The 26298-nt window shown below is 60.4% G+C and carries 31 protein-coding genes; 12 read left to right on the forward strand and 19 right to left on the reverse strand.

Annotated features, from left to right (window positions below):
* Nucleotides 1-131 precede the first annotated feature (131 nt).
* The 4 genes from AC3ITY_RS21085 to AC3ITY_RS21100 all read left to right on the forward strand — a co-directional run bounded on the left by AC3ITY_RS21085 (nt 132) and on the right by AC3ITY_RS21100 (nt 3575).
* Entirely contained in the window at nt 132-1175 is a 1044-nt protein-coding gene (locus AC3ITY_RS21085) for an LLM class flavin-dependent oxidoreductase (protein ID WP_489304703.1), read from the forward strand.
* A 108-nt stretch (nt 1176-1283) separates the two neighbouring features.
* The gene (locus AC3ITY_RS21090) at nt 1284-1436 is read left to right on the forward strand and encodes a hypothetical protein (RefSeq protein WP_223444509.1); all 153 of its coding nucleotides are present in this window, start codon (nt 1284-1286) and stop codon (nt 1434-1436) included.
* Nucleotides 1437-1527: 91 nt separating this feature from the next.
* A complete protein-coding gene (locus tag AC3ITY_RS21095) occupies nt 1528-2205 on the forward strand; it encodes a cysteine hydrolase family protein (protein WP_489304704.1) in 678 nt (225 codons plus the stop codon).
* Between the two features lie 5 nt (nt 2206-2210).
* Complete coding sequence (locus AC3ITY_RS21100) at nt 2211-3575, forward strand: purine-cytosine permease family protein (RefSeq protein WP_489304706.1); 1365 nt, start codon at nt 2211-2213, stop codon at nt 3573-3575.
* A 183-nt stretch (nt 3576-3758) separates the two neighbouring features.
* On the opposite strand, the gene AC3ITY_RS21105 is transcribed toward AC3ITY_RS21100, so the two are convergent.
* The 4 genes from AC3ITY_RS21105 to AC3ITY_RS21120 form a co-directional block, all read right to left on the reverse strand.
* Nucleotides 3759-5105 (reverse strand): glutamine synthetase family protein, encoded by a 1347-nt coding sequence (locus AC3ITY_RS21105; RefSeq protein WP_489304707.1) that lies wholly within the window; start codon nt 5103-5105, stop codon nt 3759-3761.
* A gap of 20 nt (nt 5106-5125) precedes the next feature.
* A complete protein-coding gene (locus AC3ITY_RS21110; protein WP_489304708.1) occupies nt 5126-5680 on the reverse strand; it encodes a helix-turn-helix domain-containing protein in 555 nt (184 codons plus the stop codon).
* 25 nt (nt 5681-5705) lie between these two features.
* Entirely contained in the window at nt 5706-6995 is a 1290-nt protein-coding gene (locus AC3ITY_RS21115; RefSeq protein WP_489304709.1) for an NAD(P)/FAD-dependent oxidoreductase, read from the reverse strand.
* Between the two features lie 139 nt (nt 6996-7134).
* Nucleotides 7135-8337 (reverse strand): NAD(P)/FAD-dependent oxidoreductase, encoded by a 1203-nt coding sequence (locus AC3ITY_RS21120; RefSeq protein WP_489304711.1) that lies wholly within the window; start codon nt 8335-8337, stop codon nt 7135-7137.
* Nucleotides 8338-8646: 309 nt separating this feature from the next.
* Between AC3ITY_RS21120 and AC3ITY_RS21125 the strand changes: the two genes are divergently transcribed.
* Nucleotides 8647-9207, forward strand: a complete 561-nt coding sequence (locus tag AC3ITY_RS21125) for an RrF2 family transcriptional regulator (protein ID WP_489304712.1) — start codon at nt 8647-8649, stop codon at nt 9205-9207.
* 100 nt (nt 9208-9307) lie between these two features.
* Here the strand turns inward: AC3ITY_RS21125 and AC3ITY_RS21130 are convergent, their stop codons facing one another.
* Nucleotides 9308-9643: a hypothetical protein gene (locus AC3ITY_RS21130; RefSeq protein ID WP_489304714.1), complete on the reverse strand. Its 336-nt coding sequence runs from the start codon at nt 9641-9643 to the stop codon at nt 9308-9310.
* Nucleotides 9644-9912: 269 nt separating this feature from the next.
* Here AC3ITY_RS21130 and AC3ITY_RS21135 point away from each other — a divergent pair, with 269 nt between their 5' ends.
* Both AC3ITY_RS21135 and osmE read left to right on the forward strand, forming a co-directional pair.
* Entirely contained in the window at nt 9913-10152 is a 240-nt protein-coding gene (locus AC3ITY_RS21135; RefSeq protein WP_223458556.1) for a hypothetical protein, read from the forward strand.
* A gap of 13 nt (nt 10153-10165) precedes the next feature.
* Nucleotides 10166-10516, forward strand: a complete 351-nt coding sequence (gene osmE / locus AC3ITY_RS21140) for an osmotically-inducible lipoprotein OsmE (protein ID WP_489304715.1) — start codon at nt 10166-10168, stop codon at nt 10514-10516.
* Nucleotides 10517-10668: 152 nt separating this feature from the next.
* Here osmE and AC3ITY_RS21145 read toward each other — a convergent pair whose 3' ends face one another.
* From AC3ITY_RS21145 to AC3ITY_RS21190, 10 genes are all read right to left on the reverse strand, one after another.
* Nucleotides 10669-10869: an SPOR domain-containing protein gene (locus tag AC3ITY_RS21145; protein WP_489304716.1), complete on the reverse strand. Its 201-nt coding sequence runs from the start codon at nt 10867-10869 to the stop codon at nt 10669-10671.
* 117 nt (nt 10870-10986) lie between these two features.
* Nucleotides 10987-11685: an alpha/beta hydrolase gene (locus AC3ITY_RS21150; RefSeq protein WP_489304717.1), complete on the reverse strand. Its 699-nt coding sequence runs from the start codon at nt 11683-11685 to the stop codon at nt 10987-10989.
* Between the two features lie 42 nt (nt 11686-11727).
* Nucleotides 11728-12501 carry a 1,6-dihydroxycyclohexa-2,4-diene-1-carboxylate dehydrogenase gene (locus AC3ITY_RS21155; protein ID WP_489304719.1) on the reverse strand — a complete coding sequence of 258 codons (774 nt, stop codon included), beginning with the start codon at nt 12499-12501 and terminating at the stop codon, nt 11728-11730.
* Nucleotides 12502-12525: 24 nt separating this feature from the next.
* Entirely contained in the window at nt 12526-13539 is a 1014-nt protein-coding gene (gene benC, locus AC3ITY_RS21160; RefSeq protein WP_489304721.1) for a benzoate 1,2-dioxygenase electron transfer component BenC, read from the reverse strand.
* A gap of 10 nt (nt 13540-13549) precedes the next feature.
* Nucleotides 13550-14038, reverse strand: coding sequence for a benzoate 1,2-dioxygenase small subunit (benB, locus tag AC3ITY_RS21165; RefSeq protein WP_223458543.1), 489 nt, complete (start codon nt 14036-14038; stop codon nt 13550-13552).
* Nucleotides 14035-15399 (reverse strand): benzoate 1,2-dioxygenase large subunit, encoded by a 1365-nt coding sequence (gene benA, locus AC3ITY_RS21170; RefSeq protein WP_489304723.1) that lies wholly within the window; start codon nt 15397-15399, stop codon nt 14035-14037. The genes benB and benA overlap by 4 nt, the downstream gene beginning before the upstream one ends.
* A 268-nt stretch (nt 15400-15667) precedes the next feature.
* On the reverse strand, nt 15668-16627 hold the full coding sequence (locus AC3ITY_RS21175) for an AraC family transcriptional regulator (protein WP_489304724.1): 960 nt from the start codon (nt 16625-16627) through the stop codon (nt 15668-15670).
* A 196-nt stretch (nt 16628-16823) separates the two neighbouring features.
* The gene (gene catA, locus AC3ITY_RS21180; RefSeq protein WP_223458539.1) at nt 16824-17753 is read right to left on the reverse strand and encodes a catechol 1,2-dioxygenase; all 930 of its coding nucleotides are present in this window, start codon (nt 17751-17753) and stop codon (nt 16824-16826) included.
* A gap of 52 nt (nt 17754-17805) precedes the next feature.
* Nucleotides 17806-18096, reverse strand: a complete 291-nt coding sequence (gene catC / locus AC3ITY_RS21185) for a muconolactone Delta-isomerase (RefSeq protein ID WP_060541777.1) — start codon at nt 18094-18096, stop codon at nt 17806-17808.
* A 10-nt stretch (nt 18097-18106) separates the two neighbouring features.
* Entirely contained in the window at nt 18107-19246 is a 1140-nt protein-coding gene (locus AC3ITY_RS21190; RefSeq protein WP_223458537.1) for a muconate cycloisomerase family protein, read from the reverse strand.
* Nucleotides 19247-19373: 127 nt separating this feature from the next.
* Between AC3ITY_RS21190 and AC3ITY_RS21195 the strand changes: the two genes are divergently transcribed.
* Nucleotides 19374-20261: a LysR family transcriptional regulator gene (locus AC3ITY_RS21195; protein ID WP_489304725.1), complete on the forward strand. Its 888-nt coding sequence runs from the start codon at nt 19374-19376 to the stop codon at nt 20259-20261.
* Nucleotides 20262-20392: 131 nt separating this feature from the next.
* Here the strand turns inward: AC3ITY_RS21195 and AC3ITY_RS21200 are convergent, their stop codons facing one another.
* Entirely contained in the window at nt 20393-21292 is a 900-nt protein-coding gene (locus AC3ITY_RS21200; RefSeq protein WP_489304727.1) for a polysaccharide deacetylase family protein, read from the reverse strand.
* Nucleotides 21293-21489: 197 nt separating this feature from the next.
* Here AC3ITY_RS21200 and AC3ITY_RS21205 point away from each other — a divergent pair, with 197 nt between their 5' ends.
* Nucleotides 21490-22170 (forward strand): SOS response-associated peptidase family protein, encoded by a 681-nt coding sequence (locus tag AC3ITY_RS21205; RefSeq protein WP_489304729.1) that lies wholly within the window; start codon nt 21490-21492, stop codon nt 22168-22170.
* Nucleotides 22171-22360: 190 nt separating this feature from the next.
* On the opposite strand, the gene AC3ITY_RS21210 is transcribed toward AC3ITY_RS21205, so the two are convergent.
* The 3 genes from AC3ITY_RS21210 to AC3ITY_RS21220 all read right to left on the reverse strand — a co-directional run bounded on the left by AC3ITY_RS21210 (nt 22361) and on the right by AC3ITY_RS21220 (nt 23582).
* Nucleotides 22361-22507, reverse strand: a complete 147-nt coding sequence (locus tag AC3ITY_RS21210; RefSeq protein WP_008051909.1) for a hypothetical protein — start codon at nt 22505-22507, stop codon at nt 22361-22363.
* A 65-nt stretch (nt 22508-22572) separates the two neighbouring features.
* Complete coding sequence (locus AC3ITY_RS21215; RefSeq protein ID WP_167362889.1) at nt 22573-22884, reverse strand: AzlD domain-containing protein; 312 nt, start codon at nt 22882-22884, stop codon at nt 22573-22575.
* Complete coding sequence (locus tag AC3ITY_RS21220) at nt 22884-23582, reverse strand: AzlC family ABC transporter permease (RefSeq protein ID WP_223458531.1); 699 nt, start codon at nt 23580-23582, stop codon at nt 22884-22886. Before AC3ITY_RS21220 ends, AC3ITY_RS21215 begins: the two co-directional genes overlap by 1 nt.
* Before the next feature lie 168 nt (nt 23583-23750).
* On the opposite strand from AC3ITY_RS21220, the gene AC3ITY_RS21225 reads away from it, so the two are divergent.
* The 3 genes from AC3ITY_RS21225 to AC3ITY_RS21235 all read left to right on the forward strand — a co-directional run bounded on the left by AC3ITY_RS21225 (nt 23751) and on the right by AC3ITY_RS21235 (nt 26270).
* The gene (locus AC3ITY_RS21225; RefSeq protein ID WP_489304730.1) at nt 23751-24686 is read left to right on the forward strand and encodes a GGDEF domain-containing protein; all 936 of its coding nucleotides are present in this window, start codon (nt 23751-23753) and stop codon (nt 24684-24686) included.
* A gap of 285 nt (nt 24687-24971) precedes the next feature.
* Nucleotides 24972-25847, forward strand: coding sequence for a 4-hydroxy-tetrahydrodipicolinate synthase (dapA, locus tag AC3ITY_RS21230; RefSeq protein WP_489304732.1), 876 nt, complete (start codon nt 24972-24974; stop codon nt 25845-25847).
* A 60-nt stretch (nt 25848-25907) separates the two neighbouring features.
* Nucleotides 25908-26270 (forward strand): DUF2784 domain-containing protein, encoded by a 363-nt coding sequence (locus AC3ITY_RS21235; protein WP_489304733.1) that lies wholly within the window; start codon nt 25908-25910, stop codon nt 26268-26270.
* The last annotated feature ends 28 nt before the right edge of the window (nt 26271-26298 follow it).

A 26298-nucleotide genomic window follows, 5' to 3' on the forward strand; every position in this document is an offset into this window, starting at 1 on the left:
TCTACCTTTTACTGACTGAGATCCGGACTGTTCGTCAGAATATATTTTTCTACAATTTAGTATTATGGTATACCAACAACCAGCAGGCCCGCAGTCGACAGGCCAACAACAAAAGATCCGAGGTAAGCGTCATGAAGTTTTCCCTGTTCGTACACATGGAACGTTGGGACGAAAGCGTCAGCCACCGCCAGTTGTTCGAAGACCTGACCGAACTGACGCTGATGGCCGAGGCCGGTGGTTTCAGCACCGTGTGGATCGGCGAACACCACTCCATGGAGTACACCATCTCGCCAAGCCCGATGCCGCTGCTGGCTTATCTGGCGGGCAAGACCACCACCATTCACCTGGGCGCCGGCACCATCATCGCGCCGTTCTGGCATCCGCTGCGGGTGGCCGGTGAATGCGCGTTGCTCGACGTGATCAGCAACGGACGCATGGAAGTCGGTCTGGCCCGTGGTGCCTACCAGATCGAGTTCGACCGCATGGCCGGCGGCATGCCGGCGTCCTCCGGCGGCCAGGCGTTGCGGGAAATGGTCCCGGTGGTGCGGGCATTGTGGAACGGCGACTACGCCCATGACGGCGACATCTGGAAATTCCCGACCTCCACCAGCGTGCCCAAGCCGATCCAGCAGCCGAACCCGCCGATGTGGATCGCTGCCCGCGACCCCGACTCGCACAACTTCGCCGTGGCCAACGGCTGCAACGTCATGGTCACGCCGCTGATGAAAGGCGACGAGGAAGTCCTCGACCTTAAGAACAAATTCCAGGCAGCGCTGGACAACAACCCGGGCGTACCGCGCCCGCAACTGATGGTGCTGCGTCACACCCACGTGCACACCGCCGACGATCCGCAGGGCTGGGAAGTCGGGGCCAAGGCGATCTCGAAGTTCTACCGCACCTTCGATGCCTGGTTCGGCAACAAGGCCACCCCGGTCAACGGCTTCCTCGCGCCGAGCCCGGAAGAGAAATTCGCCGGTCGCCCTGAGTTCGAACTGGAAAGCCTGCACAAGACCGCCATGATCGGCACCCCGGAAGAAATCATTCCGCGCATCAAGTACTACCAGGAACTGGGGGTCGACGAATTCAGCTTCTGGTGCGATAACAGCCTGCCCCATGCGGAGAAGAAAAAATCCCTGGAGCTGTTCATCAAGCACGTGGTGCCAGCGTTCCGGTAGGAGCGAGTTCGCTCGCGATGGACGCCAACGATAACGCGCGCCATCTGAATGACCGCGTTGTCCAGAAGTTTTTCGCGAGCAGGCTCGCTCCCACAAGGGTCGATTCCAATGATTACTGGTCGCCTCCCATCACTCGCACTTCCCTCCGGCGCCGCGCGGGCCTACCTGCGCGGTGAATGGACCGCTTCGCACCTGCATTTCAAGCGCCTGCGCGCCAGCGTTTCGGCCAAGCAGAACGGCTTCTGGCAAACAGTTCACTGAGCCCACCCGAACAGCCAATCACGCACCCCGCGTCTCGCCATTGCATGGCGCGTACGGTGCATCGTGTTTCGCCTTTGATCAGGTTTGCCCAATGAACAATAACAACGCGCTGTTGATCATCGACATGCAGCAGGAGGACGGCTTCGTCCTGGAAAACCTCGACAGGGTTGTCGCCCATACCGCCGCCCTGCTCGATATCGCCCGCCATCGGCGGATGCCTGTCATCTATACCCGCCACGTCAATCAGGCCGACGGCAGTGACCTGCCCCGCGGCGAACCCCTGGCCGCCGACGGTGGCCCCGGCAGTTACCGCGCCGGCACCCGGCAAGTGGAAATCATCGAATCGCTGACGCCGCAGCCCGGTGAATTGATCATCGACAAGGGCCGTTACAGTGCCTTTCACCGCACCGACCTCGATGCCCGACTCAAGGCAATGGAGGTCGACACACTGATCGTCTGCGGCGTACTGACTGACGTCTGCGTGCTGACCAGCGTGTTCGATGCCTTCGCCCTGGGCTATCGCGTGCGCCTGGTCAGCGATGCCTGCACCACGACCACCGAGGCCGGGCATTACTCGGCCCTGCTGATCATGGCCAACTGGGTCTACGCGCTGGAAATCCTCACCACCACCGAGTGCCAGCACGCCCTGCAACACCGCGATTACATCAGCCTGATCCCCGAGCAGCCGGACCTGTTTGCCCACCAGCCCCATGAGCTGCAAAGCACCATCGCCCGCCTGCAATCCCACCTCGTCCGGACTCAGGAGTGATCGCCATGCAAGTTGAAAAAAGAAGCATCGATTTCATCCCCGAGACCGAACGCCACGGCAAGCCAGGTTCGCTGTTCTATATCTGGTTCGGCGCCAACATGAACATCACCACCATCGCCTCCGGCGTGTTGCCGGTGGTGATGGGGCTCAACCTGTTCTGGAGTGCGCTGGCAATCATCATCGGCTCGTTGCTGGGGGCGATTTTCATGGCCTCCCACTCGGCCCAGGGACCGAAACTGGGCATTCCGCAAATGATCCAGAGCCGGGCGCAATTCGGCGTGTTGGGGGCGGTGTTGCCGCTGCTGTTCGTGATGCTGATCTACCTGGGTTTCTTCGTCAGCAACACCTTGCTCGCGGCCCAGGCGCTGGAGTCCGTCAGCCCGCTGCCGATGTCCGGCAATATCTACCTGATCGGCGCGTTGTGCTTCGTCGTCGCGCTCTATGGCTATCGGTTGATTCACCGCTTGCAGAAGCTGCTGTCGATTCTGTCACTGGTGGTGTTCGTCGCCGCCACGGTGCTCGCCTTGCAGTTGCCGATCCCGGCCGAACAATGGCTGCCGACAGGCTTCTCGCTGTCGAAGTTCCTGGTGGCGGTGAGCATCGCCGTGACCTGGCAACTGTCCTACGCACCTTACGTCGCCGACTATTCGCGCTACCTGCCGAGCAACACGCCGACCGCCCAGGTGTTCTGGTACAGCTACGCCGGCACGGTCAGCGGCGGCGCGTGGATGATGATTCTCGGGGCGATCCTGAGCGTCGGCATCGGTGATTTCTCCAGCAACGTCGGCGGGCATGTCGCCGGTCTGTTCGGCGCTGGCGCGGTGCTGCTGTTCGCCTTCATCGTCTACGGCCAGGTGTCGATCAACGTGTTCAACCTGTACGGCGCGTTCATGTCGACCATCACCGTGATCGAACCCTTCGCCCGGCTCAAGGTGACCCCGCGAGTACGCGGTGTGTTCATGCTGCTGATCAGCCTGGTGGCCACGGCCCTGTGCACCATCAGTCAGGACGACTTCATCAACTTCTTCCTCAACTTCATCTTCTTCATGAGCTACTTCCTGATCCCGTGGACGGCGATCAATCTGGTGGACTACTACTGCCTGCGCAAAGGCCAGTACCGGATTGACGACATCTTCGACCTGAACGGGATCTACGGACGGGTTAACCGGATTGCCTGCGGCAGTTTCCTGCTGGCGATTGCCCTGGAAATTCCGTTCATGAACACCACGCTGTACGTCGGCCCGATCGCTACGGCGCTGGACGGGGTGGATCTGGCGTGGATCGTCGGGTTGCTGGTGCCGGCGTTGAGTTATTACTGGCTGATGAAGCTCGGCAAGCGAGCGCCGATGATGGAGTCAGCGGCCGACTAAATTTCAGGCAAAAAAAATCCCAGGCAGCTGATGGACGCCTGGGATTTAAAAATGCATAAACCGTGGTGGTGAACGCGGCGCGGATATTACGGAATATTTCCGGCTGTAACAAGATATTTTTATTCACTATCCAGTTACTAATCCTCCTAACCCCTTCAATATCCACATGTTTCCTAAGGGCGACTACAGGAACCAGCGATATTCCCGCGCGCTGATGTCATGCAGAAATGCCAGATGATCCTGACGTTTGTTTTCGCAATAAACGTCCACAAACTCCGCCCCCAAGCCTTCGCGCAGCGCCGAATGACTGTGCATGGACTGCACCGCTTCGAGCATTTCCAACGGAAAATCGATGCCACTGCTGCGGTCTTCGTTGAGCGGTGCAATCGGCTCGCGCTCCCCTTCCAGACCTTGCTCCAACCCCACCAGAATCGCCGCCAACGCCAGATACGGGTTGGCATCGGCGCCCGCCAGGCGATGTTCGATGCGCAGGTTCTTGATGTCCGACTCCGGAATACGCAAACAGGCATCGCGATCCTCGAAGCCCCAACTGGCGCGGGACGCGACGTTCACGGTGCCGCTCAAGCGGCGCATGGCATTGTGGTTCGGGGCAAAGATCGGCATGCAGTGCGGCAACACATCCAGGCAACCGGCCACTGCATGGCGCAGCGCCCGCTGGCCGTTCGCCGCCAACAGGTTGTTGCCGGCCTGGTCATACAGGCTGACATGCACGTGCATGCCGCTGCCGGGGTGCTGCAGGTAGGGTTTGGCCATGAAGCTGGCGCGGTAGTTGTGCTTGAGCGCCACACCGCGGGTGCTGCGGCAGAACAGGGCGGCCCAGTCGGCGGCGCGCAGGCCGTCATCGCAATGGCCGAAGTTGATTTCGAACTGGCCCGGGCCGAGTTCGGCGGTGATCACCGTGGCATCGACGCCTTGGGCTCGCGCGGTCTCGACCATTTCATCGAGCACCGGGGCGAAGCGCGACAAGCGTTCGATGTGCATGTTCGGCTGATCGTCGGCATCGCCGCTCAGCTCATCACGGGGAAATTGCGGCAAGCCGTCCTTCAAGCGACTGTCGAACAGGTAAAACTCCAGTTCGAAGGCCACCACCGGGAAAATGCCCTTGCGCTTGAGTCGGTCCAGCACCTGCGCCAGCACTTCACGAGGTTCGAATTCTATAGGTTTTTCCGTGCCGTCGGAGGTGATCAACATCTGGCCCAAGGGCTGTTTTTCCCAGCTCACCAACTTCAAGGTGCCAGGCACCAAACGGCGCAGCGCGTCCGGGTCACCATCGTTGAAGCAGTAATCACCGATCTTGAACAGCCCGCCCTGGGTGCCGAGCAGCACGCAGTTCTGCGGCAGTTTCAGTGCACTGCCGGCAGCGACTTTTTCCAGCATCTCGATCGGGTAGCGCTTGCCGTAGAAATGCCCCGGAATGTCCAGGGAGATCAGGTCGACGTAACGCACTTCGGGGTTGGTGTGGCGGAAGTTGCGAACCTCGGCCAGCAGTTCAGAGCACACAGCATCCATCGTTTTGTTCCTTGTTGTTATCAGGTGTAAACCCAAAGCACACGGGTCAGTTGGTCGGACAGGTTGCCGTAGCGGCAGTGCGCATGGCTGGCCAGTTGAAAGCTGTCGCCGGGATGCAGGGTCACCGGGTCATTGTTGTCGAGCCACAGGGTCAACTGCCCTTCCAGGACGTATCCGCCCTGCTCCGAGCTGTCCTTCATGTGTCGGTCACCGCTGCTGGCGCCGGGTTCGAGCTGGCTTTCGAGCATCGAAAAGGACGCGCGCATTTTTGGCGAGACGAGGATGTCGGTGACGCCGTCGGCGTAGTACAACGTGCGGCGCTCGTCGGGACGGGTGACCCAGGACAAGGCCATGGGTTTGGGCAGGCTGTAGAAATAGGTGGTCGGCACCCCCAGGGTTTCGCTGATGGCGGTCAGGTCCGCCACGGTCGGGCGCGACAGGCCGCGCTCGACCTGGGACAGAAAACCCACGGAGCGACCGATTTTGTCCGCCAGTTCCTTCAGGGTGTACTTCTTGTGTTTGCGCAGGTCCTGGATCAGGATCGCCAGCGCCGAGATTTCTTCTTGCATGTCCATCTAGAGGCTTCCAGAAAGTGTCGCTTCAAATGCTGTCGCGCAGTCGATACCAGGCCTTGCCGATGGCTTCCAGCGGCGCGGCCAGGTATTTGCCGCCGGGAAAACTGCCGTTGTTCAAGCCTTGGTACAGGGACAACTCGTCGGGCTGACCGAGTACCGCGTCGGACACCGCCCGCGCCGCGGCCAGTGTCGGCAACACGCCATGCCCGGAATACCCCTGCATCCAGTACAGATCGCCGCGCCGTCCGATATCCGGTGTGCGCTTGAGGGTCAGGTCGATGTGGCCGCCCCAGGCAAACTCCAGCCCGACGCCCGTGAGTTGCGGGAACACGCGTTCCAGGAACGGCCGGGTCGCGGCGGCGATGTCCTTGGGCATGCCGCCCAGGTAAGTGCAACCGCCGCCGAACAACAGGCGGTTATCCGGGGTGCGCCGGAAATAATCGAGCACGAACTGGTTGTCGGTCACGCACACGTTGCTCGGCAGCAGCGCGGTGGCTTGCTCCTCGGTGAGCGGCGCGGTCGCGACCTGATAAGTCCCGACCGGCAATACGCAACTGGCCAGTTGCGGGTCGAGTCGGTCGAGGTAAGCGTTGCACGCCAGCACCAGCACGTCGGCGCGAATACGACCGCGCTCGGTAGTCACCACAAACCCGTCGCCCTCCTCGCCATAACTCAGCGCCTTGCTTTGCTCGTGGATGCGCCCACCGGCCCGCTCGATCGCATCCGCCAGGCCGAGGGCCAGTTTCAGCGGATTCAAATGCCCGCCTTCGGGATCGAACAGGCCGGCCTGATAACGCTCGCTGGCAACCCACTGCGGCAAATCACTGCGCTCGATAAATTGCAGTTTGTCGTGGCCCCACTTGTGGCTGGCCTCGTATTGCCATTCAGTCAGCAGGCCCACTCGCCGGGGCATCACCGAGGTCCAGAGATGGCCGGTGCGGTAGTCGCAATCGAACTCATGGCGGCCGGGCAAGTCACGCAGCTCGCGCGCGGCCCAGCGCATGCCGTCCCACAGTCGCCGCGCCCGTTCGTAACCCAGCGCCGCTTCCAGCGGTGGCATGTCGCACGACCAGCCGAGAATCGCTTGCCCGCCATTGCGCCCTGACGCGGCCCAGGCCACCCGGCTGGCTTCGAGCAAGGTCACGCGCTTGCCGGCCAGCGCCAGGCGCAAAGCCGTGTGCAATCCACTGAAACCGGCCCCGATGATCAACACTTCGGTGTCTTGCTCACCTTCCAGTGCGGCTCGATCGACCAGACGATCGGCGCAGGTATGGGCGTAGTAACTGGCGACATGCCGGGTGGATTGCTGAAACATACGGCCTCGTGAAATTTTGTATTTTTAATTTCATGAAAAAATACACGGTAAATTTCATGCAGGCAATCAAGGCGTAAAAAAATCCCGCTCAGGCGAACCCGAGCGGGATTTTTTTATTCAGACGCGATCTTCGAATCAATCAGGCCACAGGAATCATCGGATCCGCCGAAGCCAATGCAGCGACACGATCAGCTGCTGGCGGATAGATCCACTGGGTGTTGATCTGAGTCTTCAATGCCTTGGCTTCATGCTTGACCAACTTGACCTGACGGTCCCAACCCTCGGTGTACACCGCGCCCCAGGCGCCCAGATCGAGGCAGGTCACGTACTTTGGCTGGCTGTAGGGCGTCGGGTCGACACCGAGAAGCTGCGCGGCGACGTTGTTACCGGCATGGCGGCCGAGCGAAATAGCGTGTTGGCAGGTCATCAAGGCGTAGTTGCCGATCTCGTCACTGGCCGCATAGGCAACGTCACCGGTGGCGAAGATGTCGTCCTGGCCAATGACTTTCAGGTGTGCGTCGACATGCAGACGGCCCAAGTGATCGCGTTCGGCCGGAATCTGCTCGGTCAGGGAGCTGGCGCGAACGCCGGTGGTCCAGACCACGGTGTTGGCGTCGATACGAGCACCGTCGGACAGGGTCACGCCATTGGCATCGACCGACACAACCGAGGCCTTCAAGTGCCATTTCACGCCGGTCGCCACACTGGCCTCGACGATCGATTCGGCGATTTCCTCACCCATCGAGCCGCCAATTTTATCGCCACGGTCAACGATGATCACATTGATGTCGGCACGGTCGCCGAGGATGGCCCGCAGTCGGCTCGGCATTTCAGTCGCCGTTTCGATCCCGGTGAAACCGCCACCGGCCACCACCACCGTGTTGCGCGCCTTGCTTTCGGGCTGATTGGCCAGCGCCTTGAGGTGGTTTTCCAGACGCACGGCCTGTTCGATCTGATCGACGTCGAAGGCATGTTCAGCCACGCCCGGAGTGTTCGGCGAAGCCAGGCGACTGCCGGTGGCCAGAACGAGTTTGTCGTAGCTGCAGACTTGTTGGGCACCCGCCGCATCGACATAGCCGACCTGTTTCTGATCGACGTTGATGGTCTGTGCCGCGCCCTTGATGAACTTGACCCCTACGGCATCGAACAGGTCGCCAATCGGCGCGGCCAGTTGGTGGGCGTTCGGTTCGTAGAAGCGCGGACGCACACGCAACTCGGCCTGGGGAGCCAGCACGGTCACTTCAACGTCGTTGTGGCCGTGAATGTCGAACAGGCGCGTGGCACTCAAAGCGGTCCACATGCCACCGAAACCTGCGCCGATTACCAGAATGTGCTGCTTCATTTTTGACTCCAGGGGGATAACCAGGTGTTGAAAATCGTTGAGGGTTTACGGACCGACGCCGGGTTGTACCCGGATAAGCGTCTGTCACTCCTGACCGAATAACTACGACTGTATTGATCCAAGTTAAATCCTGCAACAGGTTTTTACCGAGGGCTGCCATCGAAAACCGTGATCCATGAGCTGAACACCCCGTATTCAGCGCACCACAGGAGCGTTCGCTGTCATGAAAAAAGATTGAACGAGGAGGGATTCGTTGCCTGGCTAGCTTTCGGCTGCTAATATTTGCGACTAAATAAGTCGGAGATATGTATGTCGCTTTACAGCGCGGGTGTCGAATACGGCATCCACTGCCTGCTTTTCCTGGTGGGCAATGGCGGCGACTCGCGCGAAGCGAGCGTGCGCGACCTTGCCGATCTGCAAGGCGTCCCCCAGGACTATCTGGCGAAAATCTTCACCAAGCTGGCCAAGGCCAATCTGGTGGTCGCCACCGAAGGCATGCGCGGTGGCTTCAAGCTGGCCCGGCCCGCTGACGAAATCACCTTGCTGGATATCGTCAATGCCATCGACGGCCGCAAGTCGATCTTCGATTGCCGGGAGATCCGTGGCCGTTGCGCAGTGTTTGACGGCACCCCGCCTGAATGGGCATTGGACGGACTATGCGCGATCCATGGCGCGATGATGGTTGCGCAAAAACGCATGGAAGAGGCACTCGCCCAACAAACCATCCTCGACATCGCCAGGAAATTCGGGCGCAAGGCCCCGCCAGAATTCGGCGTAAAAGTGGAAAGCTGGATGAACGAGCGTCGGGAACGTAAAAGTGCCGCCCAGGCGAGCGAGCAAATCATCCCGACCACCAACCTTGTAGACTGATCCACACAAAAAAAACCGGATGCACGCCAGGCATCCGGTTTTTTCTCAATTGAGTCGAAAAACGGTCGGCGACCGATTTTCACTGTCCCGCGCTTACAACTTACAAACAGTCGTGCACGATTTTGCGCAGGTAGCCGGATTTGGCCCAAGGTGGCCCCTGATACAGCGAAATCTGGCTGCCGTCCTTGTACTTCACGATATCCAGTACTTCGTCGGCCGTGATCACACTCGGCGCAGTGATGCGAAATCCGTTGGATATCGAAACCTGGGTCGTATTCGCTACTTCCTTTTGCCAGGCAGGCAAAACACACGCCGCATACTCTTTTGGCACCTTCACGCTGTGCTTGCTGACATTCGGCTCGCCCGGTACCAGTGAAGCGGGCAACGAACACCCGGCCAGCAATGCCAGCACGACTCCCCCCATCAACATCCGCATGCTGCTTCCTTAAATTAGAAAAAAGAGAATGTAGCTCGCCGTCGTCCCTACATCCATCCCCAACGATTCGGCGACTTTCATTGATATCACTTTGCCCGGTTAGTTCCTTGCATTCAGATAAGGCATCCATCTTTCTTGAGCAGGACTGAGTACTTTCATGTTCGCATTTATTTTCCCGACCAAAGGAAACCCCGCTGAATCAGACGAACACAACATCCGGTGCGGTAAACAGGTCTAAAATTTTGGTGTGCAGAGTTCAGGAGGTCATCATGTGGCTTAACGAATCGGAACAGGAACTTCGGCGTGATCTGCAAGGGCTGGCGTCAGATTTGCGCTGGTCGGCCGTGGAGCTGTTGCGCATCGAGCAGCAATTGCGCCTGCTCGGCAACGACATCGACGCGCAAGCCGTTCAGAAACTGTGTTCTTTGTTTCAGGGAGATGAAGCAAAACTGTCCGGCTACGCCGAGGAAGTGAAAGCCAAGGTCATTAGCCGCAACAAGACTCAATAGCGGGAGCGCTGCCATGAACAGGCCTCTATTCACGCTGGTCGTCGTACTGACCGCGTTGGCAGGCTGCAGCACCAACTCGATCTACCAGGATCAGCCGCTGGTCGCGAAAGTCGACACCGGCATGACCCAGGAGCAAGTCCGACAAATCGGCGGCCAGCCGCTGGCGATCAGCGATCGGAGCGTCGAACCTGGTACGTGCTTTGACTACAAACTGACTCAGTCCGGCCATCAACAAGCGTTCAATGTCAGCTTTGACGGCCGAGGCATGGTCGACCACAAAAGCTTCATGACCTGCGCGGAGTGGAGCCACACGCAACAAAAGGCCCGGGAACCCTCCCGCCCCAGCGGAGGCGGCGGCTACTAGCGCCCTTAAGGACTTTGTAGGAGCGAGCTTGCTCGCGATGGTCGCTAACGATAACGCGTGTTTCCTGGCTAAACTCGGCGCGCTTGAGTCCATCGCGAGCAAGCTCGCTCCTACAGGAGATTACCGGAGAACCGGGGGCTTCGGGCACGACTTCACTTTGCTTGATGGCTGCCCGCAGGCCTGACAGCGCGCGCCCTGTAGCCGGGCAGCGACGCGGCAAACGCCAGTGCTTCTTCCCGACTGGCAAACGAACCCAGCCGGTCGCCTTGGGTGCACACCCGCCAGGGGCCGTTGTTGACGCTGAGTACGTCGTAACCGTTCATGTGCATTTTGTTCAGCATCGGAACGCTCATAGTCACCTCCTCTTGGGCAGTGATCTCAGGTTGACTTGCTTACCTTACACCCACCCTTGTCCAAAATACCGACCAGACGTCGCCATGGAAATCCCCCATTCCAGTTGCATTTGGCCCCTAGCCTTGGGTCAACGCCGTCGCTGCCCTGTCGATCAACGCCGCCACTTCGGCGGGCATCGACGCCAAGGACGCATGGCTCGCGTTCAAGGTCAGGATTTCCCGGGCGTTGAGCCGCGCGGCCATCCATTGCTGGTTCTGTGGCGCGATCATCCGGTCTGCGGCCGAGATCTGATACCACGATGGCTTGTTCTTCCAGGCCACCGTGCCAATGGTGTCGCCGAAGGTACTCGCCAGCGGCGCTTTCTGGGTGAGGCCCATGACCAACCCTTCGGTCGCCGGCAGGTCCTGACAGAAGCTCTCGTGGTAGAGCTCAGGCTTGACCCACAGGTAACCGTCGCTATCCGGCGTCAGGTTAGCCGCTGCCGCAGGCAAGTGCCGTTGCGTGATGCCGCCAGGACTTTCGCCGGCGTCCGGCGCGAACGCGGCGATGTACACCAGGCCCACCACATTCGGCTGGTCGCCAGCTTCGGTAATCACCGCACCGCCATAGGAGTGCCCCACCAGCAGCACCGGACCGGGCACCTGGGCGACCATCTTGCGCGTGCGTTCGGCATCCTCGGCCAGCGAAGTCAGTGGCAACTCGACGGCACGAATGTGCGTGTCACCCCGGCTGAGCAATTTGACGATGACCTTGTTCCAGTGGGCAGCGCCGCCCCAAAAACCATGGACCAGCACGATCGTGGGTTTGTCACTCATCACCATGACTCCGTTTGCGGATCGGATTGTTAATCGCTCGCGTCAGCCCTGATCGCCACCGCCCACGGGCATGACCATGCCGGTGATATAGGACGCATCGTCGCTGGCCAGAAACAGAATAGCCCCCGCCTGCTCATCCAGGGTGCCGTAGCGTTTCATCAGACTGCTGTCGAGGGTCTGGTCGACGATCTGCTGGTACCAGAGTTTTTCCTGCTCACTCTGCTCGGCACCGTTGCGGGGTATGCGTCGCGGCGGTGCTTCGGTGCCGCCAGGCGCCGTGGCGTTGACCCGCACGCCGCGACCGGCGGTTTCAAACGCCAGACAAGCGGTCAAGGCATTGACCCCTCCCTTTGCCGCACCGTAGGGCACGCGGTTGAGGCTGCGGGTGGCGATGGAAGATACGTTGACGATCGCACCACTGCCCTGCTCCAGCATGAACGGCAGCGCGGCATGGCAACACCACAAGGTCGGGAACAGCGAACGGCGAACCTCGGCCTCGATCTGCGACGCTTCATAGTGCTCGAACGGCTTGGCCCAGATCGTCCCGCCGACGTTATTGACCAGCACATCGAGGCGACCGAAGCGCTCGACGGCGGTTTGCATCACCCGACTGCATTCCTCGTATTGCTCAAGGTCGGCGGTCAGGGCCAGTACCTGGGTGGTTGACGCCAACTGTTGCTGGACTTCGAACACCAGGTCGGAGCGATCCACCAGGATCAGCTTCGCCCCTTCGGCGGCCATACGCTCGGCCACCCGCCGCCCGATGCCTTGGGCAGCGCCGGTGATCAGGGCGACTTTTTCGTGAAATCTGTTCATCTCTGTCTCCCACAACAACGCGACTCACGCCGCGCTGGCGGCGAATTTTTCGAAGTAAAAGTTGGCAGGCGCGATGCCTTGTTCGCGGATGAACTGGCTGACCGCTTCGACCATCGGCGGCGGGCCGCACAGGTAGACGTCGACGTCGCCATCGTTCAAATGCCTGGGCTCGATGTGCTGGGTCACATAGCCCTTGAGCGGGTGTTGGCTCTCGGGGCTGGCGACGCAGGCGCTGAAGGTGAAATTGGGGATGCGCGCGGCGAAGGCTTCGAGGCGGTCGATTTCCACCAGGTCGAAATCGTGGGTCACGCCGTAGATCAGATGCAGCGGATGATCGCTGCCCTGCTCGGCGATCTTCTCCAGCATCGCGGTGAACGGCGCCAGCCCGGTACCACCGGCCAGCAGCAACAGCGGCCGACGGATGTCGCGCAGGTAGAAACTGCCCAAGGGACCTGCCAGGCTCATGCAGTCGCCGGCCTTGGCCATGCCGGTCAGGAAGCTGCTCATCAAGCCGCCGGGCACGTTGCGGATCAGGAAACTGACCTCACCGTCGCGCTGCAACGAGCTGAACGAGTAGGCGCGGGTCTGCTCGCTGCCGGGAATGCCCAGGTTCACATATTGCCCCGGCAGGAACGCCAGCTTGCCCAGGGCTTCGCCCTTGATCGACAGCGCGATAGTGCTGTCTGACAACTGGCGCACGGCGCTGATGGTCGCGTCGTAGCTGGCCTGACGGGTGCGGCAGACCTCGGAGGACGTCGGTACGCGCACCACGCAATCGCTTTGGGCGCGCATCTGGCAGGTCAGGACAAAACCCTGTGCGGCCTCTTCAGGACTGAGGGCGTCTTCGATGTACTCCTCGCCCAAATCGTAGGTGCCGGCTTCGGCAAAACACTTGCAGGTACCGCAAGCGCCGTCGCGGCAGTCCAGCGGGATGTTGATGCCCTGGCGGTACGCGGCATCGGCCACGGTTTCGCCGGCATTGGCGTCGATGAACCGGGTGACGCCGTCTTCAAAATTGAACGCAATGGAATGGGTCATGACGGCAGTCTCACAAGTGGTAAACATCGATGACCTGGCGAACGTAGTCGTTCTTCAGGATCACTTTCTTGGCCTTGATGAGCGGGTTCTCACCGCGCACGTCGAGGGTGTAGAAACTGCTGCCGAAATAGCTGTCGACGGTCTTGTAGCGAAAACTCAGGGTGTGCCAGTTGAAGCGCACCTTGCACAGGCCGTCGGCCTGTTCGAGCAGCTCGATGTTGCTGATGTTGTGGGAGGTGCGGGTGTCCGGCACGCTGGCGCTGGAGCGCTCGGTCTTGATGCGGAAGATGCGGTCTTCCAGGCCGGTGCGGTTGCCGTACCAGATCAGCGAGATTTCCCGCTGCGGGTCTTCGGTCAATTCGTCGTTGTCGTCCCAGGACGGCATCCAGTACGTCGCGTCCGGGGCGTACAATTCCAGCCATTCGTCCCACTGACGATCGTCGAGGTAGCGGGCTTCGCGGTAGAGGAAATCGCGCACGGCGTCATAGGAAATGGTCATTGCACGTCCTCCACGACGATCAGCTTCGACTGTTCGGCCGCCAGGGCCTTGAGCATGGTCTGCTGCCAATACTTGTGCTGCAGCACGAACAGGCCCTCGTCCTCGGTGCGCACGCCGCTGAGCAGCGGATGCAGGTCGATTTCCTTGGCTGCCTCGTCGGCACCCTCAATCCAGTGCTCGGCACCACGGGACATGTCGTTCCAGGTGGTGACGCTGCCCTGGTAACTGGTCTGGCAGGAGCGGAACTCCTCCAGATCGTCGGGCGTAGCCATGCCGCTGACGTTGAAGAAATCCTCGTACTGGCGAATTCGGCTCGAACGGGCGTGGTCGCTTTCGCCTTTGGGGGCGATGCAATAGATGGTGATTTCCGTGCGGTTGACCGAGATCGGCCGGGCGATACGGACCTGCGAGCTGAACTGATCCATCAGGTACACATTCGGGTACAGGCACAGGTTGCGCGAATTCTCGATCATCCAGTCGGCGCGGGCCTTGCCGAAGTCTTGCGCCAGCTCATCGCGGCGCTCGTACAGCGGACGGTCCTCGGGGTTTGCCCAACGGGTCCAGAGCAGCATGTGGCCCTTGTCGAAGGAATAGAAACCACCGCCCTGCTTGGCCCAGCTGCCGGCGCTCATGGTCGGATTGCTGTCGCCGGCCTCGCGCTGCTTGCGCTGGTTCTGGGTGGCCGCGTAGTTCCAGTGCACGGAGCTGACGTGGTAGCCGTCGGCGCCGTTTTCCGCGGTGAGTTTCCAGTTGCCTTCGTAGATGTAGCTGGAAGAGCCGCGCAGCACTTCCAGGCCATCGACGGACTGGTCGACGATCATGTCGATGATCTTCGCCGACTCGCCCAGGTGCTCGACCAGTGGCAGCACATCGGCTTTCAGGCTGCCGAACAGGAAGCCGCGATAGGACTCGAAACGCGCGACCTTCGTCAGGTCGTGGGAGCCTTCGCAGTTGAAGCTCGCCGGGTAGCCGGCGTTGGCCGGATCCTTGACCTTGAGCAGCTTGCCGGAGTTGTTGAAGGTCCAGCCGTGGAACGGGCAGGTGTAGGAGCTCTTGTTGCCGGACTTGTGCCGGCACAGGGTCGCGCCACGGTGGCTGCAGGCGTTGATGAAGGCCTTGAGCACACCGTCCTTGTTGCGCGCGATGAAGATCGACTGGCGCCCCATGGTGGTGGTGTAGAAATCGTTGATGTTGGGGATCTGGCTTTCGTGGGCCAGGTACAGCCAGTTGCCCTCGAAGATGTGTTCCATCTCCAAATCGAACAACCGGGGGTCGGTGAACATCTCGCGTTTGCAGCGATAGAGGCCCTGCTCGGGATCGTCTTCAAGCAGGGAATGCAAATATTCGGGTCGCAGGGACATGGCCGCCGCCTCCATTGTTATTGTTCAGGCAGGGGTCATGCTAGGACGGGGGGGGCAGGCTGGAATATCCGCGGGGTGCAGACCTTTATCCGTTTTGTGCAGGGAGAATTCGAAAGGACAACGCTAAACCTGTGGCGAGGGGGCTTGCCCCCGTTCGGCTGCGAAGCAGTCGTTGGTCCTGTGAATTCGGTGGTGACTGACATTCAGTCGGGGGCCGCTTCGCGCCCCAACGGGGGCAAGCCCCCTCGCCACAGGTTACTCAGTGAACTCAATGCCGGCGCTTGAGGGTATCGGACGGCAATTCGCCGAACTGCTTGCGGTAGCTGTCGGAGAACCGTCCCAGGTGCAGGAAGCCGTAGTCCATCGCCACTTCGGTGACGTTACGCACGTTGCAGGTCGGGTCGCTCAGGCAGGCGTTGATGCGTTCCAGGCGTTTCTGGCGCTGGTAGTTTTTCGGCGTAAGGCCGGCATTGCGCTCGAACAGTCCGTACAACGAGCGCAGGCTCATGTGCGCCTGGCGCGCCAGTGCTTCGCTGTCGATGTCCTGCTTGAGGTTATTGGCGATGTAATCGGTAATCGCCTCGAACGTGGCCGTCTGCGAGCCCAGCTCGAGGCGGCAGACATTGGTTTTCATCAGGCTGAGCATCTTGCTGACGATGATCTGCGTGTAATGCTCCTGCACCCTGGGGATCTGCTCGGTGGATTCGGCCTCCTGGCAGATCATCGCCAACAGGTTGACGAAACCTTCCAGTTCATTGAGCTGATAACGGTTTTCCAGAAACCGCACGCCCTGCCCTGGATAGCGCCAGCGCTGCTCATCGCAGACCGATTCAAACAAGCGGGTCGGGACTTTGAGGATGAATTTTTCGCAATCGGCGGAATACGTCAGGTCCACCGGATCGTCGGGGTTGATCAACAGCAGCTCGCCGGGGGCGAAGTAATGTTCCTGGCCGTGGCCGCGCCACAGGCAATTGCCGCGCAGCAGCACTTGAAGGTGATAGATGTTCTCCAGTGCGCCCGACGTCACCCGCACACTGGCGCCGTAGCTGATGCGGCACAGGTCGAGGCTGGCGAACTTGCGATGATCAAGGCTGGCCAGCGGGCTGCCGGCACGGGGCATGAGAATGCAGTGGTTACCGACATGCTGATTGACGTAGCCCGACACCGCATAGGGGTCGGCCTGGTCGAATACTCTGCTGCGCTGACTCAACAGTTGAGCTTGCATCATCGGGTCACTCTCATTGTTTTTATAGGTTGCATCGGGCCATTCTAGAACAGTGCATCAGTCCCTTGAGATATTTCCGGCGAGTTGCACAAACACCCTGTAGGAGCGAGCCTGCTCGCGATGACGGAGTATCAAACAACATAGATGTTGAATGTTAAACCGCTATCGCGAGCAGGCTCGCTCCTACAGGATTGTGTTGTTAGTCCTCCAGTGCGCGAACCCGCTCGTGGCGCTGCTGTTCTTCAGGCTGTGCAGACGACTGCAGGGTGAAATCGAATTCGATTTCGGCAAAGCGACCGCTCACACCATGGGCCGCTGCGCGCTGCTGATCGTCGCTGAAGGTGATCTTGGCGATCAGCTCGTCGCGGGTGGCGTAGGCGAAATCGTCATGCAGGTACTTTTCGCCATCCAGATTGATCTGGGTAGTCAGGTGGCGATGATCCGGCGCGGAAATGAAGAAGTGCACGTGCGCCGGACGCTGGCCATGTCGGCCCAGTTGATCGAGCAGTTGCTGGGTCGGACCGTCCGGTGGGCAGCCGTAGCCCGACGGCACGATGCTGCGGAAACGGTAGCGGCCTTCGGCGTCGGTAACGATGCGGCGACGCAGGTTGAATTCCGACTGGGCGGTGTCGAAGTACGAGTAGGTACCACCGGTATTGGCATGCCAGACGTCTACCACGGCGCCGGCCAAAGGTTCGCCGGCGGTGTTGAATACGCGGCCTTGCATGAACAGGGTCACACCCGGATCGACGCCATCGTCGAGGCGCGCTTCGCCTTCCGACAGCGGCGCGCCCGCCACGTACAGTGGACCTTCGATGGTGCGCGGCGTGCCGCCGGACTTGCCGGCCTGCTCGTCTTCGGCGTCCATCAACAGGTCGAGGTAGTGCTCCAGACCGAGACCGGCCACCACCAGCCCGGCTTCCTGGCGCGCGCCCAGCACGTTGAGGTAGTTGACCGCTTTCCAGAACTCTTCCGGGGTCACGACCAGGTCTTCGATGATGTTTACCGAATCACGCAGGATGCGGTAGACCAATGCCTTGGTCCGTGGGTCGCCGGCGTCGTTGTGCAGGCCGCTGGCCTCTTCGAGAAATTTCTGGACTTCGGCAGTGTGGGAAATCTTGACGTTCATTCTGGGTTCCTCATCTTGTAATTATTAGGGTAGCGCGCTGAACAGGCTGGGCTCAGCGGTCATCGTCACGGATGGAAGAAGGATGCCGGCACAGCGCGTCGATCTCGATGGCCATGTACGGAAACAGTGGCAATTGCATCAGCAGGTCATGCAGTTCCTGAACGCTGTCGACATCGAACACGCTGTAGTTGGCGTAGTGTCCGGCGATGCGCCACAGGTGGCGCCACTTGCCCTGCTCTTGCAGACGCTGGGCCAGGGCTTTTTCGTCAGCCTTGAGTTTGGCGGCTGCCTCCGGGTTCATGTCGACCGGCAGGTTCACGGTCATTTTTACGTGGAACAGCATAATGCTCTCCTCAGGCTTGATGAATGGTCTTGTCGCGGCGGAAAAACGCCAGGCGCTCCTCATCCAGGCTCAGGCCCAGACCCGGGGTGTTCGGCACGTGCAGTTCAAAATCGCGGTACACCAGCGGTTCGCTGAGAATGTCTTCAGTCAGCAACAGCGGGCCGAACAGCTCGGTGTCCCACGCCAGTTTGTTCAGGGTGACGAAGGCATGGGCCGAGGCCATGGTGCCCAGGCCACCTTCAAGCATGGTGCCGCCGTACAGGGCGATACCGGCCGCTTCAGCGATGGAGGCGGTGCGCAATACAGCACGTGGGCCGCCGTTCTTGGCGATCTTCAGGGCGAACACCGAGGCCGCGCCTTCGCGAGCCAGGTTGAACGCATCTTCCACGCATTCGATGGATTCGTCGGCCATGATCGGCGCCGGGCTCATGGCATTCAGGCGGGCCATGCCGGCGCGGTTGTTGCGCGAGATCGGCTGTTCGATCAGGTCGATGCCGTTGGTGCCGAGGATCCGGCAGGCCCGCAGTGCCACTGCTTCATCCCAGGCCTGATTGACGTCGACCCGCACGCTGGCGCGGTCACCCAGGGCTTTCTTGATGGCGATGACGTGAGCCAGGTCGCGGTTGACCTCCCCGGCGCCGATCTTCAGTTTGAAGATGCGGTGGCGGCGCAGGTCGAGCATTTTTTCCGCTTCGGCGATGTCCTTCTCGGTATCGCCACTGGCCAGGGTCCAGGCCACGGGCAGCGCGTCGCGAACACGGCCGCCGAGCAATTCGCTGACCGGCAGGCCGAGGCGTTTGCCCAGGGCATCGAGCAGTGCGGTTTCGATACCGGATTTGGCGAAGGTGTTGCCACGGATGCTGCGCTCCAGGCGCAACATGGCAGCGTTGACGTTGTTGCTGTCCTGGCCGATCAACAGCGGTGCGAAGTGCCTGTCGATGTTGGTCTTGATGCTGTCCGGGCTTTCATTGCCGTAGGCCAGGCCACCGATGGTGGTGGATTCGCCGATGCCTTCGATGCCGTCGGTGCAACGCACGCGAATGATCACCAGGGTCTGGTTCTGCATGGTGTGCATCGCCAGCTTGTGCGGGCGGATGGTCGGCAGATCGACGATGATCGTCTCGATCGATTCAATGGCTGTTGCAAGCATTTCGATACCCGTCAGGTTCTTGAAGTTCTGGAATCGATTCTCGTACGGCTTTTTTCCTGATGCCAATATAGAATTGGTCTGACTTGATACCTTAAAGGTATGCAACCGATCCGCGTCTGGAGGCTCCATGGAACTGCGTCACCTGCGTTACTTCCAGGTATTGGCTCAAACCCTCAACTTCACCCGCGCCGCCGAGCTGCTGCACATCGCCCAACCGCCCTTGAGCCGGCAGATCCAGCAATTGGAGGACGAACTGGGGGTGATGCTGCTGGAGCGCGGCCGACCGCTGAAGCTGACCGACGCCGGGCGGTTTTTCCATGAGCACTCCACCGCCCTGCTCGAACAACTGAACAAGGTCTGCGACAACACCCGGCGTATCGGGTTGGGTGAGAAAACCTGGCTGGGGATCGGCTTTGCGCCGTCGACGCTGTACGGCGTGTTGCCGGAACTGATCCGCCGGTTACGCAGTGGCGAGCCATTGGAGCTGGAGCTGGGGCTTTCGGAAATGACCACCCTGCAACAGGTGCAGGCGTTGAAGGCCGGGCGCATCGACATCGGTTTCGGCCGGATCCGTATCGACGACCCGGCCATCGTCCAGACCGTGCTCACGGAAGACCGCCTGGTCGCCGCCCTGCCCGCCGGGCACCCGTTGCTCGCCGGTCCCATCAGCCTGCGGGAACTGGCCAAGGAACCCTTTGTGCTGTACCCCGGCAATCCACGGCCGAGTTACGCCGACCATGTGATTGCCCTGTTCGAGTCCTACGGCGTGCGCATCCACGTCGCGCAATGGACCAACGAACTGCAAACGGCGATCGGTCTGGTTGGGGCAGGAATCGGAGTCACGCTGGTACCGGCCTCGGTGCAATTGCTGCACCGCGACGACATCGGCTTCACCCCGCTGCTGGAAGACAACGCCACCTCGCCGATCATTCTCAGCCGACGGGTGGGCGATGTATCGCCGGGGTTGAACCATTGTTTGCGGATGATAGATGAGCTGCTGCCACCGGGAGCGTAAGGCGATGATCACCTGTGGCGAGGGGGCTTGTCGGATCGCCGCAGGTCAGTGTTTACCCTGCCAGCAATGATCAGCCGGCAAAGGCCCGGCACCCTGCCTTCATCTCGATACGCAACTCGCGGACAAAACGTCTAATGGGCGTTCCCGCCCCAGATCCAGTTCCAGAACCCCGGCAGCTCGACCGGCTGCGAATCGTCGTGCACGGTTCGCGCCATGGCCGCACGCTGCAACGCGGACTGGTCGTCGTAAAACGGCTTGGCGGCGGTTTTCACCCCGGTCTCCCGGGCGCTGTCCAGCAGAATCTGCAGGTATTCGCGGGTATGCCGGGCGGTATAGCGATTGAGGTCGTGGAAGGTCACCACCACCGGAATCACGCCATCGACCACCGGCAATTCGCCACGGGCAATGCGTTCGCGAACTTCAGACATCGAGCGCAGCATGTGCGAGCGGCGCCGGGGGCTGGCGTTGAAGCCCCAGATCTTGCCGTCATTGGCGCTCAAGTCGGTGAGCAGCACGTGCAGGCCATGCTTCTGATAAGCGGCGAAGGTGCGTTTGTCGTAGTTCCAGAATGGCGGGCGCAGCAGGGTTGGCGGGGTACCGGTGATCGCCGCGATGTCGGCGCTGCCATCGGTCAGGGACTGTTCCAGCTCCTGCGGCTCCAGCGAGCGATGATTGGTGTGCCAGGGCGTCGCCGTGTGGAACCCCAGGATATGACCTTCGGCGTGTTCACGCCGCATGATGTCCCGGCCCAACTCGCTGCCACCGGCTCGCGGAGCCCGGGTTTGCACGAAGAACACGGCCTTGATGTCCGGTTGCAGCGGGTTTTGCGCCAGGCTCTCCAGTACCGTGACGGTCGGATTCCACCAACTCGATGCACTGGGACCGTCATCGAAGGTCAGCAGAAAACGGATGGGGGGTTGCGCCTGCAAACGCTGCTCGGTCTGCGGAGTCATTTCGATCGGTGCGGCGATACAGCCCAGCAGACCCACTGCCAGGGCGCACACCGTTAAACACTTGAACAATCGTTTCATCTTTTGCCTTGGGCCAGACCATCACGGTCGATACTTCAATGGGCAAGGATCCTTCGCCCGCTCATCCGTCGTCGGCCCGCATCGAGACGACGGGCCGAGTTTGGATAAGGTACACAGGGTTTGGTTCCAGTGCTTGCCAAGCCCGTTTCGTCGCCACCAACTAAACTGAAAAAAATGCTCAACCAGAGTACCAGGCCATGTGCGGACGACTGTCGCAATACCGCGGAATCCACGACTTCGTGGCGGTGCTGAGCATCCCCGACGCGCTGATCAATCACGTCGGCAATGAACCCCTGGCGCACTACAACGCCGCCCCCACCACGCAACTCGCCCTGTTGCACCTGGAGAATGAGCGACTGCACGCCGACGCCGTGCGCTGGGGTTGGCGACCGCACTGGTCGACGGATCGCACGGAGCCGGTCAATGCCCGGGTCGAGAAAGTCGCCCACGGCCCCTACTTCCGGGCGATCTGGCCCCATCGTGCGATCTGCCCGATTGATAACTGGTTCGAATGGGTCGACGCCGGTGACGGCAACAAACAACCGTGGTTGATCCGGCGACGGAACCGGGCACCGGTTTTCTGCGCGGCCATCGGCCAGTACCCCATCGGCGGAGCGCCTCACAGGGAACACGATGGTTTCGTCATCCTGACGGCCGACAGCGCAGGCGGCCTGCTTGACGTGCATGACCGGCGACCGGTGGTGTTCTCGCCCGAACTGGCGCGGGAATGGCTGGACCCGGCCACGCCCAAGGAACGGGCCGAGGAAATGGCGTTATCCCAGGGTGAGGTCAGTGAGGTATTTGAGTGGTACAAGGTCGACAAGGCCATTGGCAATGTCAGGAACCAGGGCGCCGCGCTCATCAATAAAGTTCCATGAACCTATCAATCACGACAAAGCCCCGCTTAAAAAGCGTAATACCGTTCATTTAAAGACTTTGTAGGAGCGAGCTTGCTCGCGATGGACTCAAGAGCGTCGCGTTTAGCCAGTAAACACGCGTTATCGTTAACGACCATCGCGAGCAAGCTCGCTCCTACAATGGCGGGGCTTTGTCGTATTCGCGTGCCGGTCAGAACTTGCGGTCAGGCTCCGACAGTTCCTTACCGTCGTCAGGATGCTTCCAGTCCGGTACCGAACGCTTCTGCTGCTCAATCTCTTCTTCCGTGGGTTCGTCCTCGTCTTCTTCCAGGTCCGGTTGCTTGGGTTCATTGGCCATGTTCACCTCGCTTCCTGAAGGGATCGGTCATCAACTTTAAGCTTAGATCAGTTCCCCTGCCCTGCTCAGAGCCACCAGCGCAGCAAAAAGAAGAACCCCATGCTCAACAGCATGCTGAGCAACGTATTGCGCGTGTAAAGCACCAGCCCGACCGCCACCAGCGAGCTGATCAGATAGGGATTGTCCCAGTGCAGATTCAGCTGTTTTTCCGGCATGAACACAATCGGCCCGCAGATGGCAGTCAACATGCCCGGTACGGCAAACCCCAGGAACTGCCGGGCATTGCTGCTCAAGCGTAGCGGCAGTCGCGGCTCCAGAAAAACATAGCGGTTGAGGAACACCAACACGCCCATTCCGATAATCACTGCCCAGACCATCATGTGCGTCCACCGTAGAATTTATTGCAGACAAACCCGGCGGTCATGCCCGCCAGCCCCGACAGCACCAGCGCCGAGCCCCATTGCCAGTAGCTGAACAGCACCGAACAGAACAGCGACACCGCCACGCACACCACAGTCGGCACGTTGCGTACCACCGGGGTGATCAGGGCGATGAAGGTCGCCGCGATGGAGAAATCCAGGCCCAGGTGTTCAAGGCCGGGAATGCTGCTGCCAAGCACAATGCCCGCCAGGGTGAACAGGTTCCAGGCGATGTAGAACGTCAAGCCCACGCCCAACGCGTACCAACGGTTGAACTGCTGTTTGTCGTGCTGGCTGGTCAGGGCGAACAACTCATCGGTGAGCAAGAACCCCAGCCCTGCACGCCAGCGCCCCGGCAATGGCGAAATCACCGAGCGCATGCTCATCCCGTAGAGCAAATGCTGGGAGGTCAGCAGCAGCGTGGTCAGCAAGATCGAAAAAATCCCGGCACCGCCCTTGAGCATGCCGATGGCCACCAGTTGCGCCGCACCGGCAAACACAATGCCCGACAGGCCCTGGCCTTGCAGGGGCGTGAGGTTGGCTTCGATGGCCATGGAACCGGCCAGCAAGCCCCAGGGCGCAGTGGCCAGGGACAACGGCATGATCGCCGCAGCGCCGCGCAAAAAGGCACTGCGCGGCATGATTGAGTTGGACATAACGTTCTACAGACAGGGAAAGACCCCAGACTTTGCCAGCAGTCGCGGCCGAAGGCTTGAACAATCTTGCTCACTCATACGACAACGTGCCATTCATCGGCTGCCCGCTTGATTCGCCAAAGTGCTAGCAACATGATTGCGCTGCATTTTCATCGAGGCAGGCCCTTCATGAGTTCAGTGGAAACCGACAGCGACGTTTATAAAACCCTGCTTGAGTCAACCCGGGCGATTCCCTGGAGCATCGACTGGAAAACCATGACGTTCAGCTACATCGGGCCACAGATCGAAGAACTGCTGGGCTGGAAGCAGCACAGTTGGGTCTCGGTCAATGACTGGGTCGAGCGCATGCACCCGGATGACCGCGACTACGTGATGGACTACTGCGTCTCGCAATCGCGCGCCGGTATCGATCACGAAGCCGACTATCGCGCACTCACCGAAAGCGGCGAGTACGTCTGGATCCGCGATGTGGTGCATGTGGTGCGCAAGAACGGTGAAGTCGAGGCGCTGGTGGGGTTCATGTTCGATATCAGCGAGCGCAAGAAAACCGAAGAGCACCTGATCCGCCTGCAAAAGCAGCTTGAAGAGTATTCCTTCCAGGACGGCCTGACCGGCATAGCCAACCGGCGCATGTTCGACACCGTGCTGGAGCGTGAGTGGAACCACGCCCAGCGCACCGGCTTGCCATTGTCGGTGCTGGTGCTGGATATCGACTACTTCAAGCAGTACAACGACCATTATGGTCACATCAAGGGCGACGAATGCCTGCGCCGCGTCGCGCAGACCTTGTCCCTGGCGGCCAACCGGCCACGGGATTTCATTGCGCGGATCGGCGGTGAAGAGTTTGTCTGGCTGCTGCCGGAAACCGATGCCGAGTCCGCGCGGATGGTGGCGCACAAATGCCTGCACCTGATTCGCCAGCAGCAGATCCCCCATGAATTCTCCGGGGTGTCGAACCTGCTGAGCGTCAGCCTCGGTGTCGGTACCACCGCCGTTTCACCGCATGCCACGGCGCTGGAATTCGTCGAACAGGTCGATCATCTGCTCTACAAGGCCAAGCACAAAGGCCGGATGCGCGCCGAGTTCGCTGATTTTCGTGATTGACAAACGGCGCGCCGGCTTTTAAAACTGGGCGCCTCACTCAGGGTGTAAGCAAGTATGTCCGCAACCTTCAATCTCGACTCTTCCGTCATTGGCTTGATTGCCAAGGCGCAAGGTTGCGTTGCGCACGCCCTCAAATCGAAGAAACAGTCGCTCATGTGACCGGGGCGCGCTGTCCCGTCAGATGAGCTGACAGGACATTGAGCGCGACGGACCACCCTCCCCTTGCTTGCTCTCCTTCCACGCTCCTGACGGTGACGAAATCGGTCAACCATCAGGAGAAAGTGCATGTCAGCGTTTCAAGGTATCTGGGTTCCACTGGTCACACCGTTCCACAACGACGCCATCGATTTCGTCGGCTTGCGCCGGCTGGTCAGCCATCTGCTGGAAAAAGGTGTCGACGGTCTCATCGTTTGCGGCACCACCGGCGAACCGGCGGCGATGGGCAAGCATGAGCAACTGGCGGTGCTGGATGCGGTGCTGGAGCTGGTGCCGGCGCAATGGGTGGTCATGGGCCTGGCCGGTAACAACCTGACCGAGTTGTTGCAGTTCCAGAGCGAGATCCTCAAGCGCCCGGTGGCGGGCCTGCTGGTGCCGGCGCCGTATTACATCCGCCCTTCCCAGGCCGGCCTCGAAGCGTTTTTCCGCACGGTCGCCGATGCCTCCAGCGTTCCGCTGATTCTCTACGACATCCCTTACCGTACTGGCGTGGCCTTCGAACAGGCGACCCTGCTCAACATCGTCGCCCACGAGCGGATCGTCGCCATCAAGGATTGCGGCGGTAATTTTTCGAACACCCTCGCCTTGCTCGATAGCGGCCAGGTCGACGTGCTGTGCGGCGAAGACAACCAGATCTTCAATGCCCTGTGCCTGGGCGCCAAAGGCGCGATTGCCGCGTCGGCGCATGTCCATCCCGAACTGTTCGTGCAGTTGCACCGGCAGATCCGCGACAACCAATTGGCTGAAGGCCGCGCCACGTTTTTCCGGTTGCTGCCGCTGATCAACAGCCTGTTCCTGGAGCCCAACCCGGCCCCGGTGAAAACCGCGCTGGCCCTGGAAGGCTTGATCGGTGACGAACTGCGCGCACCGATGCAACGCAGCAGTGAATGGATGACCGAGCGTTTGAAAGGCGTGCTCGGCGCATTAGGCCGCGACAATCGATAGAGCGTCCGCCGCCGGCCCGAGTACCATGGAGCGATTCGTTCAGCCTTCAGGGGCACCGACATGCTGTACCGAATCGCCGCCGATGGGCTGATGCTGTTTCACTTGCTGTTCATTGTGTTTGTGTTGTTCGGCGGGCTGCTGGTACTCAAATGGCGCCACCTGATCTGGTGGCATCCGCCCGCTGCGTTGTGGGGTATGGCGGTGGAATTCTTCCACCTGCCCTGCCCGCTGACCGATTGGGAAAACCGCATGCGCCATGGAGCTGGGCAAACCGGCTATGGCGGTGGATTCATCGAGCATTACATTTGGCCGGTGATTTACCCGGCTGGCCTGACGCCGACCATTCAACTGGGTTTGGGCAGCGTGGTGCTGGTAATCAACCTGCTGGTCTATCTTCGATTGATCAAGCGATGGGTCGTCTGAACCGTCAATCACCCGCTAAGGATTGAAC

The sequence above is a fragment of the Pseudomonas sp. GL_091 genome (assembly GCF_057837725.1).

Coding starts and splice junctions, on each gene's coding strand:
- AC3ITY_RS21085 (WP_489304703.1), top strand. CDS start 132: ATGAAGTTTTCCCTGTTCGTACACATGGAACGTTGGGACGAAAGCGTC.
- AC3ITY_RS21090 (WP_223444509.1), top strand. CDS start 1,284: ATGATTACTGGTCGCCTCCCATCACTCGCACTTCCCTCCGGCGCCGCG.
- AC3ITY_RS21095 (WP_489304704.1), top strand. CDS start 1,528: ATGAACAATAACAACGCGCTGTTGATCATCGACATGCAGCAGGAGGAC.
- AC3ITY_RS21100 (WP_489304706.1), top strand. CDS start 2,211: ATGCAAGTTGAAAAAAGAAGCATCGATTTCATCCCCGAGACCGAACGC.
- AC3ITY_RS21105 (WP_489304707.1), bottom strand. CDS start 5,105: ATGGATGCTGTGTGCTCTGAACTGCTGGCCGAGGTTCGCAACTTCCGC.
- AC3ITY_RS21110 (WP_489304708.1), bottom strand. CDS start 5,680: ATGGACATGCAAGAAGAAATCTCGGCGCTGGCGATCCTGATCCAGGAC.
- AC3ITY_RS21115 (WP_489304709.1), bottom strand. CDS start 6,995: ATGTTTCAGCAATCCACCCGGCATGTCGCCAGTTACTACGCCCATACC.
- AC3ITY_RS21120 (WP_489304711.1), bottom strand. CDS start 8,337: ATGAAGCAGCACATTCTGGTAATCGGCGCAGGTTTCGGTGGCATGTGG.
- AC3ITY_RS21125 (WP_489304712.1), top strand. CDS start 8,647: ATGTCGCTTTACAGCGCGGGTGTCGAATACGGCATCCACTGCCTGCTT.
- AC3ITY_RS21130 (WP_489304714.1), bottom strand. CDS start 9,643: ATGCGGATGTTGATGGGGGGAGTCGTGCTGGCATTGCTGGCCGGGTGT.
- AC3ITY_RS21135 (WP_223458556.1), top strand. CDS start 9,913: ATGTGGCTTAACGAATCGGAACAGGAACTTCGGCGTGATCTGCAAGGG.
- osmE (WP_489304715.1), top strand. CDS start 10,166: ATGAACAGGCCTCTATTCACGCTGGTCGTCGTACTGACCGCGTTGGCA.
- AC3ITY_RS21145 (WP_489304716.1), bottom strand. CDS start 10,869: ATGAGCGTTCCGATGCTGAACAAAATGCACATGAACGGTTACGACGTA.
- AC3ITY_RS21150 (WP_489304717.1), bottom strand. CDS start 11,685: ATGAGTGACAAACCCACGATCGTGCTGGTCCATGGTTTTTGGGGCGGC.
- AC3ITY_RS21155 (WP_489304719.1), bottom strand. CDS start 12,501: ATGAACAGATTTCACGAAAAAGTCGCCCTGATCACCGGCGCTGCCCAA.
- benC (WP_489304721.1), bottom strand. CDS start 13,539: ATGACCCATTCCATTGCGTTCAATTTTGAAGACGGCGTCACCCGGTTC.
- benB (WP_223458543.1), bottom strand. CDS start 14,038: ATGACCATTTCCTATGACGCCGTGCGCGATTTCCTCTACCGCGAAGCC.
- benA (WP_489304723.1), bottom strand. CDS start 15,399: ATGTCCCTGCGACCCGAATATTTGCATTCCCTGCTTGAAGACGATCCC.
- AC3ITY_RS21175 (WP_489304724.1), bottom strand. CDS start 16,627: ATGATGCAAGCTCAACTGTTGAGTCAGCGCAGCAGAGTATTCGACCAG.
- catA (WP_223458539.1), bottom strand. CDS start 17,753: ATGAACGTCAAGATTTCCCACACTGCCGAAGTCCAGAAATTTCTCGAA.
- catC (WP_060541777.1), bottom strand. CDS start 18,096: ATGCTGTTCCACGTAAAAATGACCGTGAACCTGCCGGTCGACATGAAC.
- AC3ITY_RS21190 (WP_223458537.1), bottom strand. CDS start 19,246: ATGCTTGCAACAGCCATTGAATCGATCGAGACGATCATCGTCGATCTG.
- AC3ITY_RS21195 (WP_489304725.1), top strand. CDS start 19,374: ATGGAACTGCGTCACCTGCGTTACTTCCAGGTATTGGCTCAAACCCTC.
- AC3ITY_RS21200 (WP_489304727.1), bottom strand. CDS start 21,292: ATGAAACGATTGTTCAAGTGTTTAACGGTGTGCGCCCTGGCAGTGGGT.
- AC3ITY_RS21205 (WP_489304729.1), top strand. CDS start 21,490: ATGTGCGGACGACTGTCGCAATACCGCGGAATCCACGACTTCGTGGCG.
- AC3ITY_RS21210 (WP_008051909.1), bottom strand. CDS start 22,507: ATGGCCAATGAACCCAAGCAACCGGACCTGGAAGAAGACGAGGACGAA.
- AC3ITY_RS21215 (WP_167362889.1), bottom strand. CDS start 22,884: ATGGTCTGGGCAGTGATTATCGGAATGGGCGTGTTGGTGTTCCTCAAC.
- AC3ITY_RS21220 (WP_223458531.1), bottom strand. CDS start 23,582: ATGTCCAACTCAATCATGCCGCGCAGTGCCTTTTTGCGCGGCGCTGCG.
- AC3ITY_RS21225 (WP_489304730.1), top strand. CDS start 23,751: ATGAGTTCAGTGGAAACCGACAGCGACGTTTATAAAACCCTGCTTGAG.
- dapA (WP_489304732.1), top strand. CDS start 24,972: ATGTCAGCGTTTCAAGGTATCTGGGTTCCACTGGTCACACCGTTCCAC.
- AC3ITY_RS21235 (WP_489304733.1), top strand. CDS start 25,908: ATGCTGTACCGAATCGCCGCCGATGGGCTGATGCTGTTTCACTTGCTG.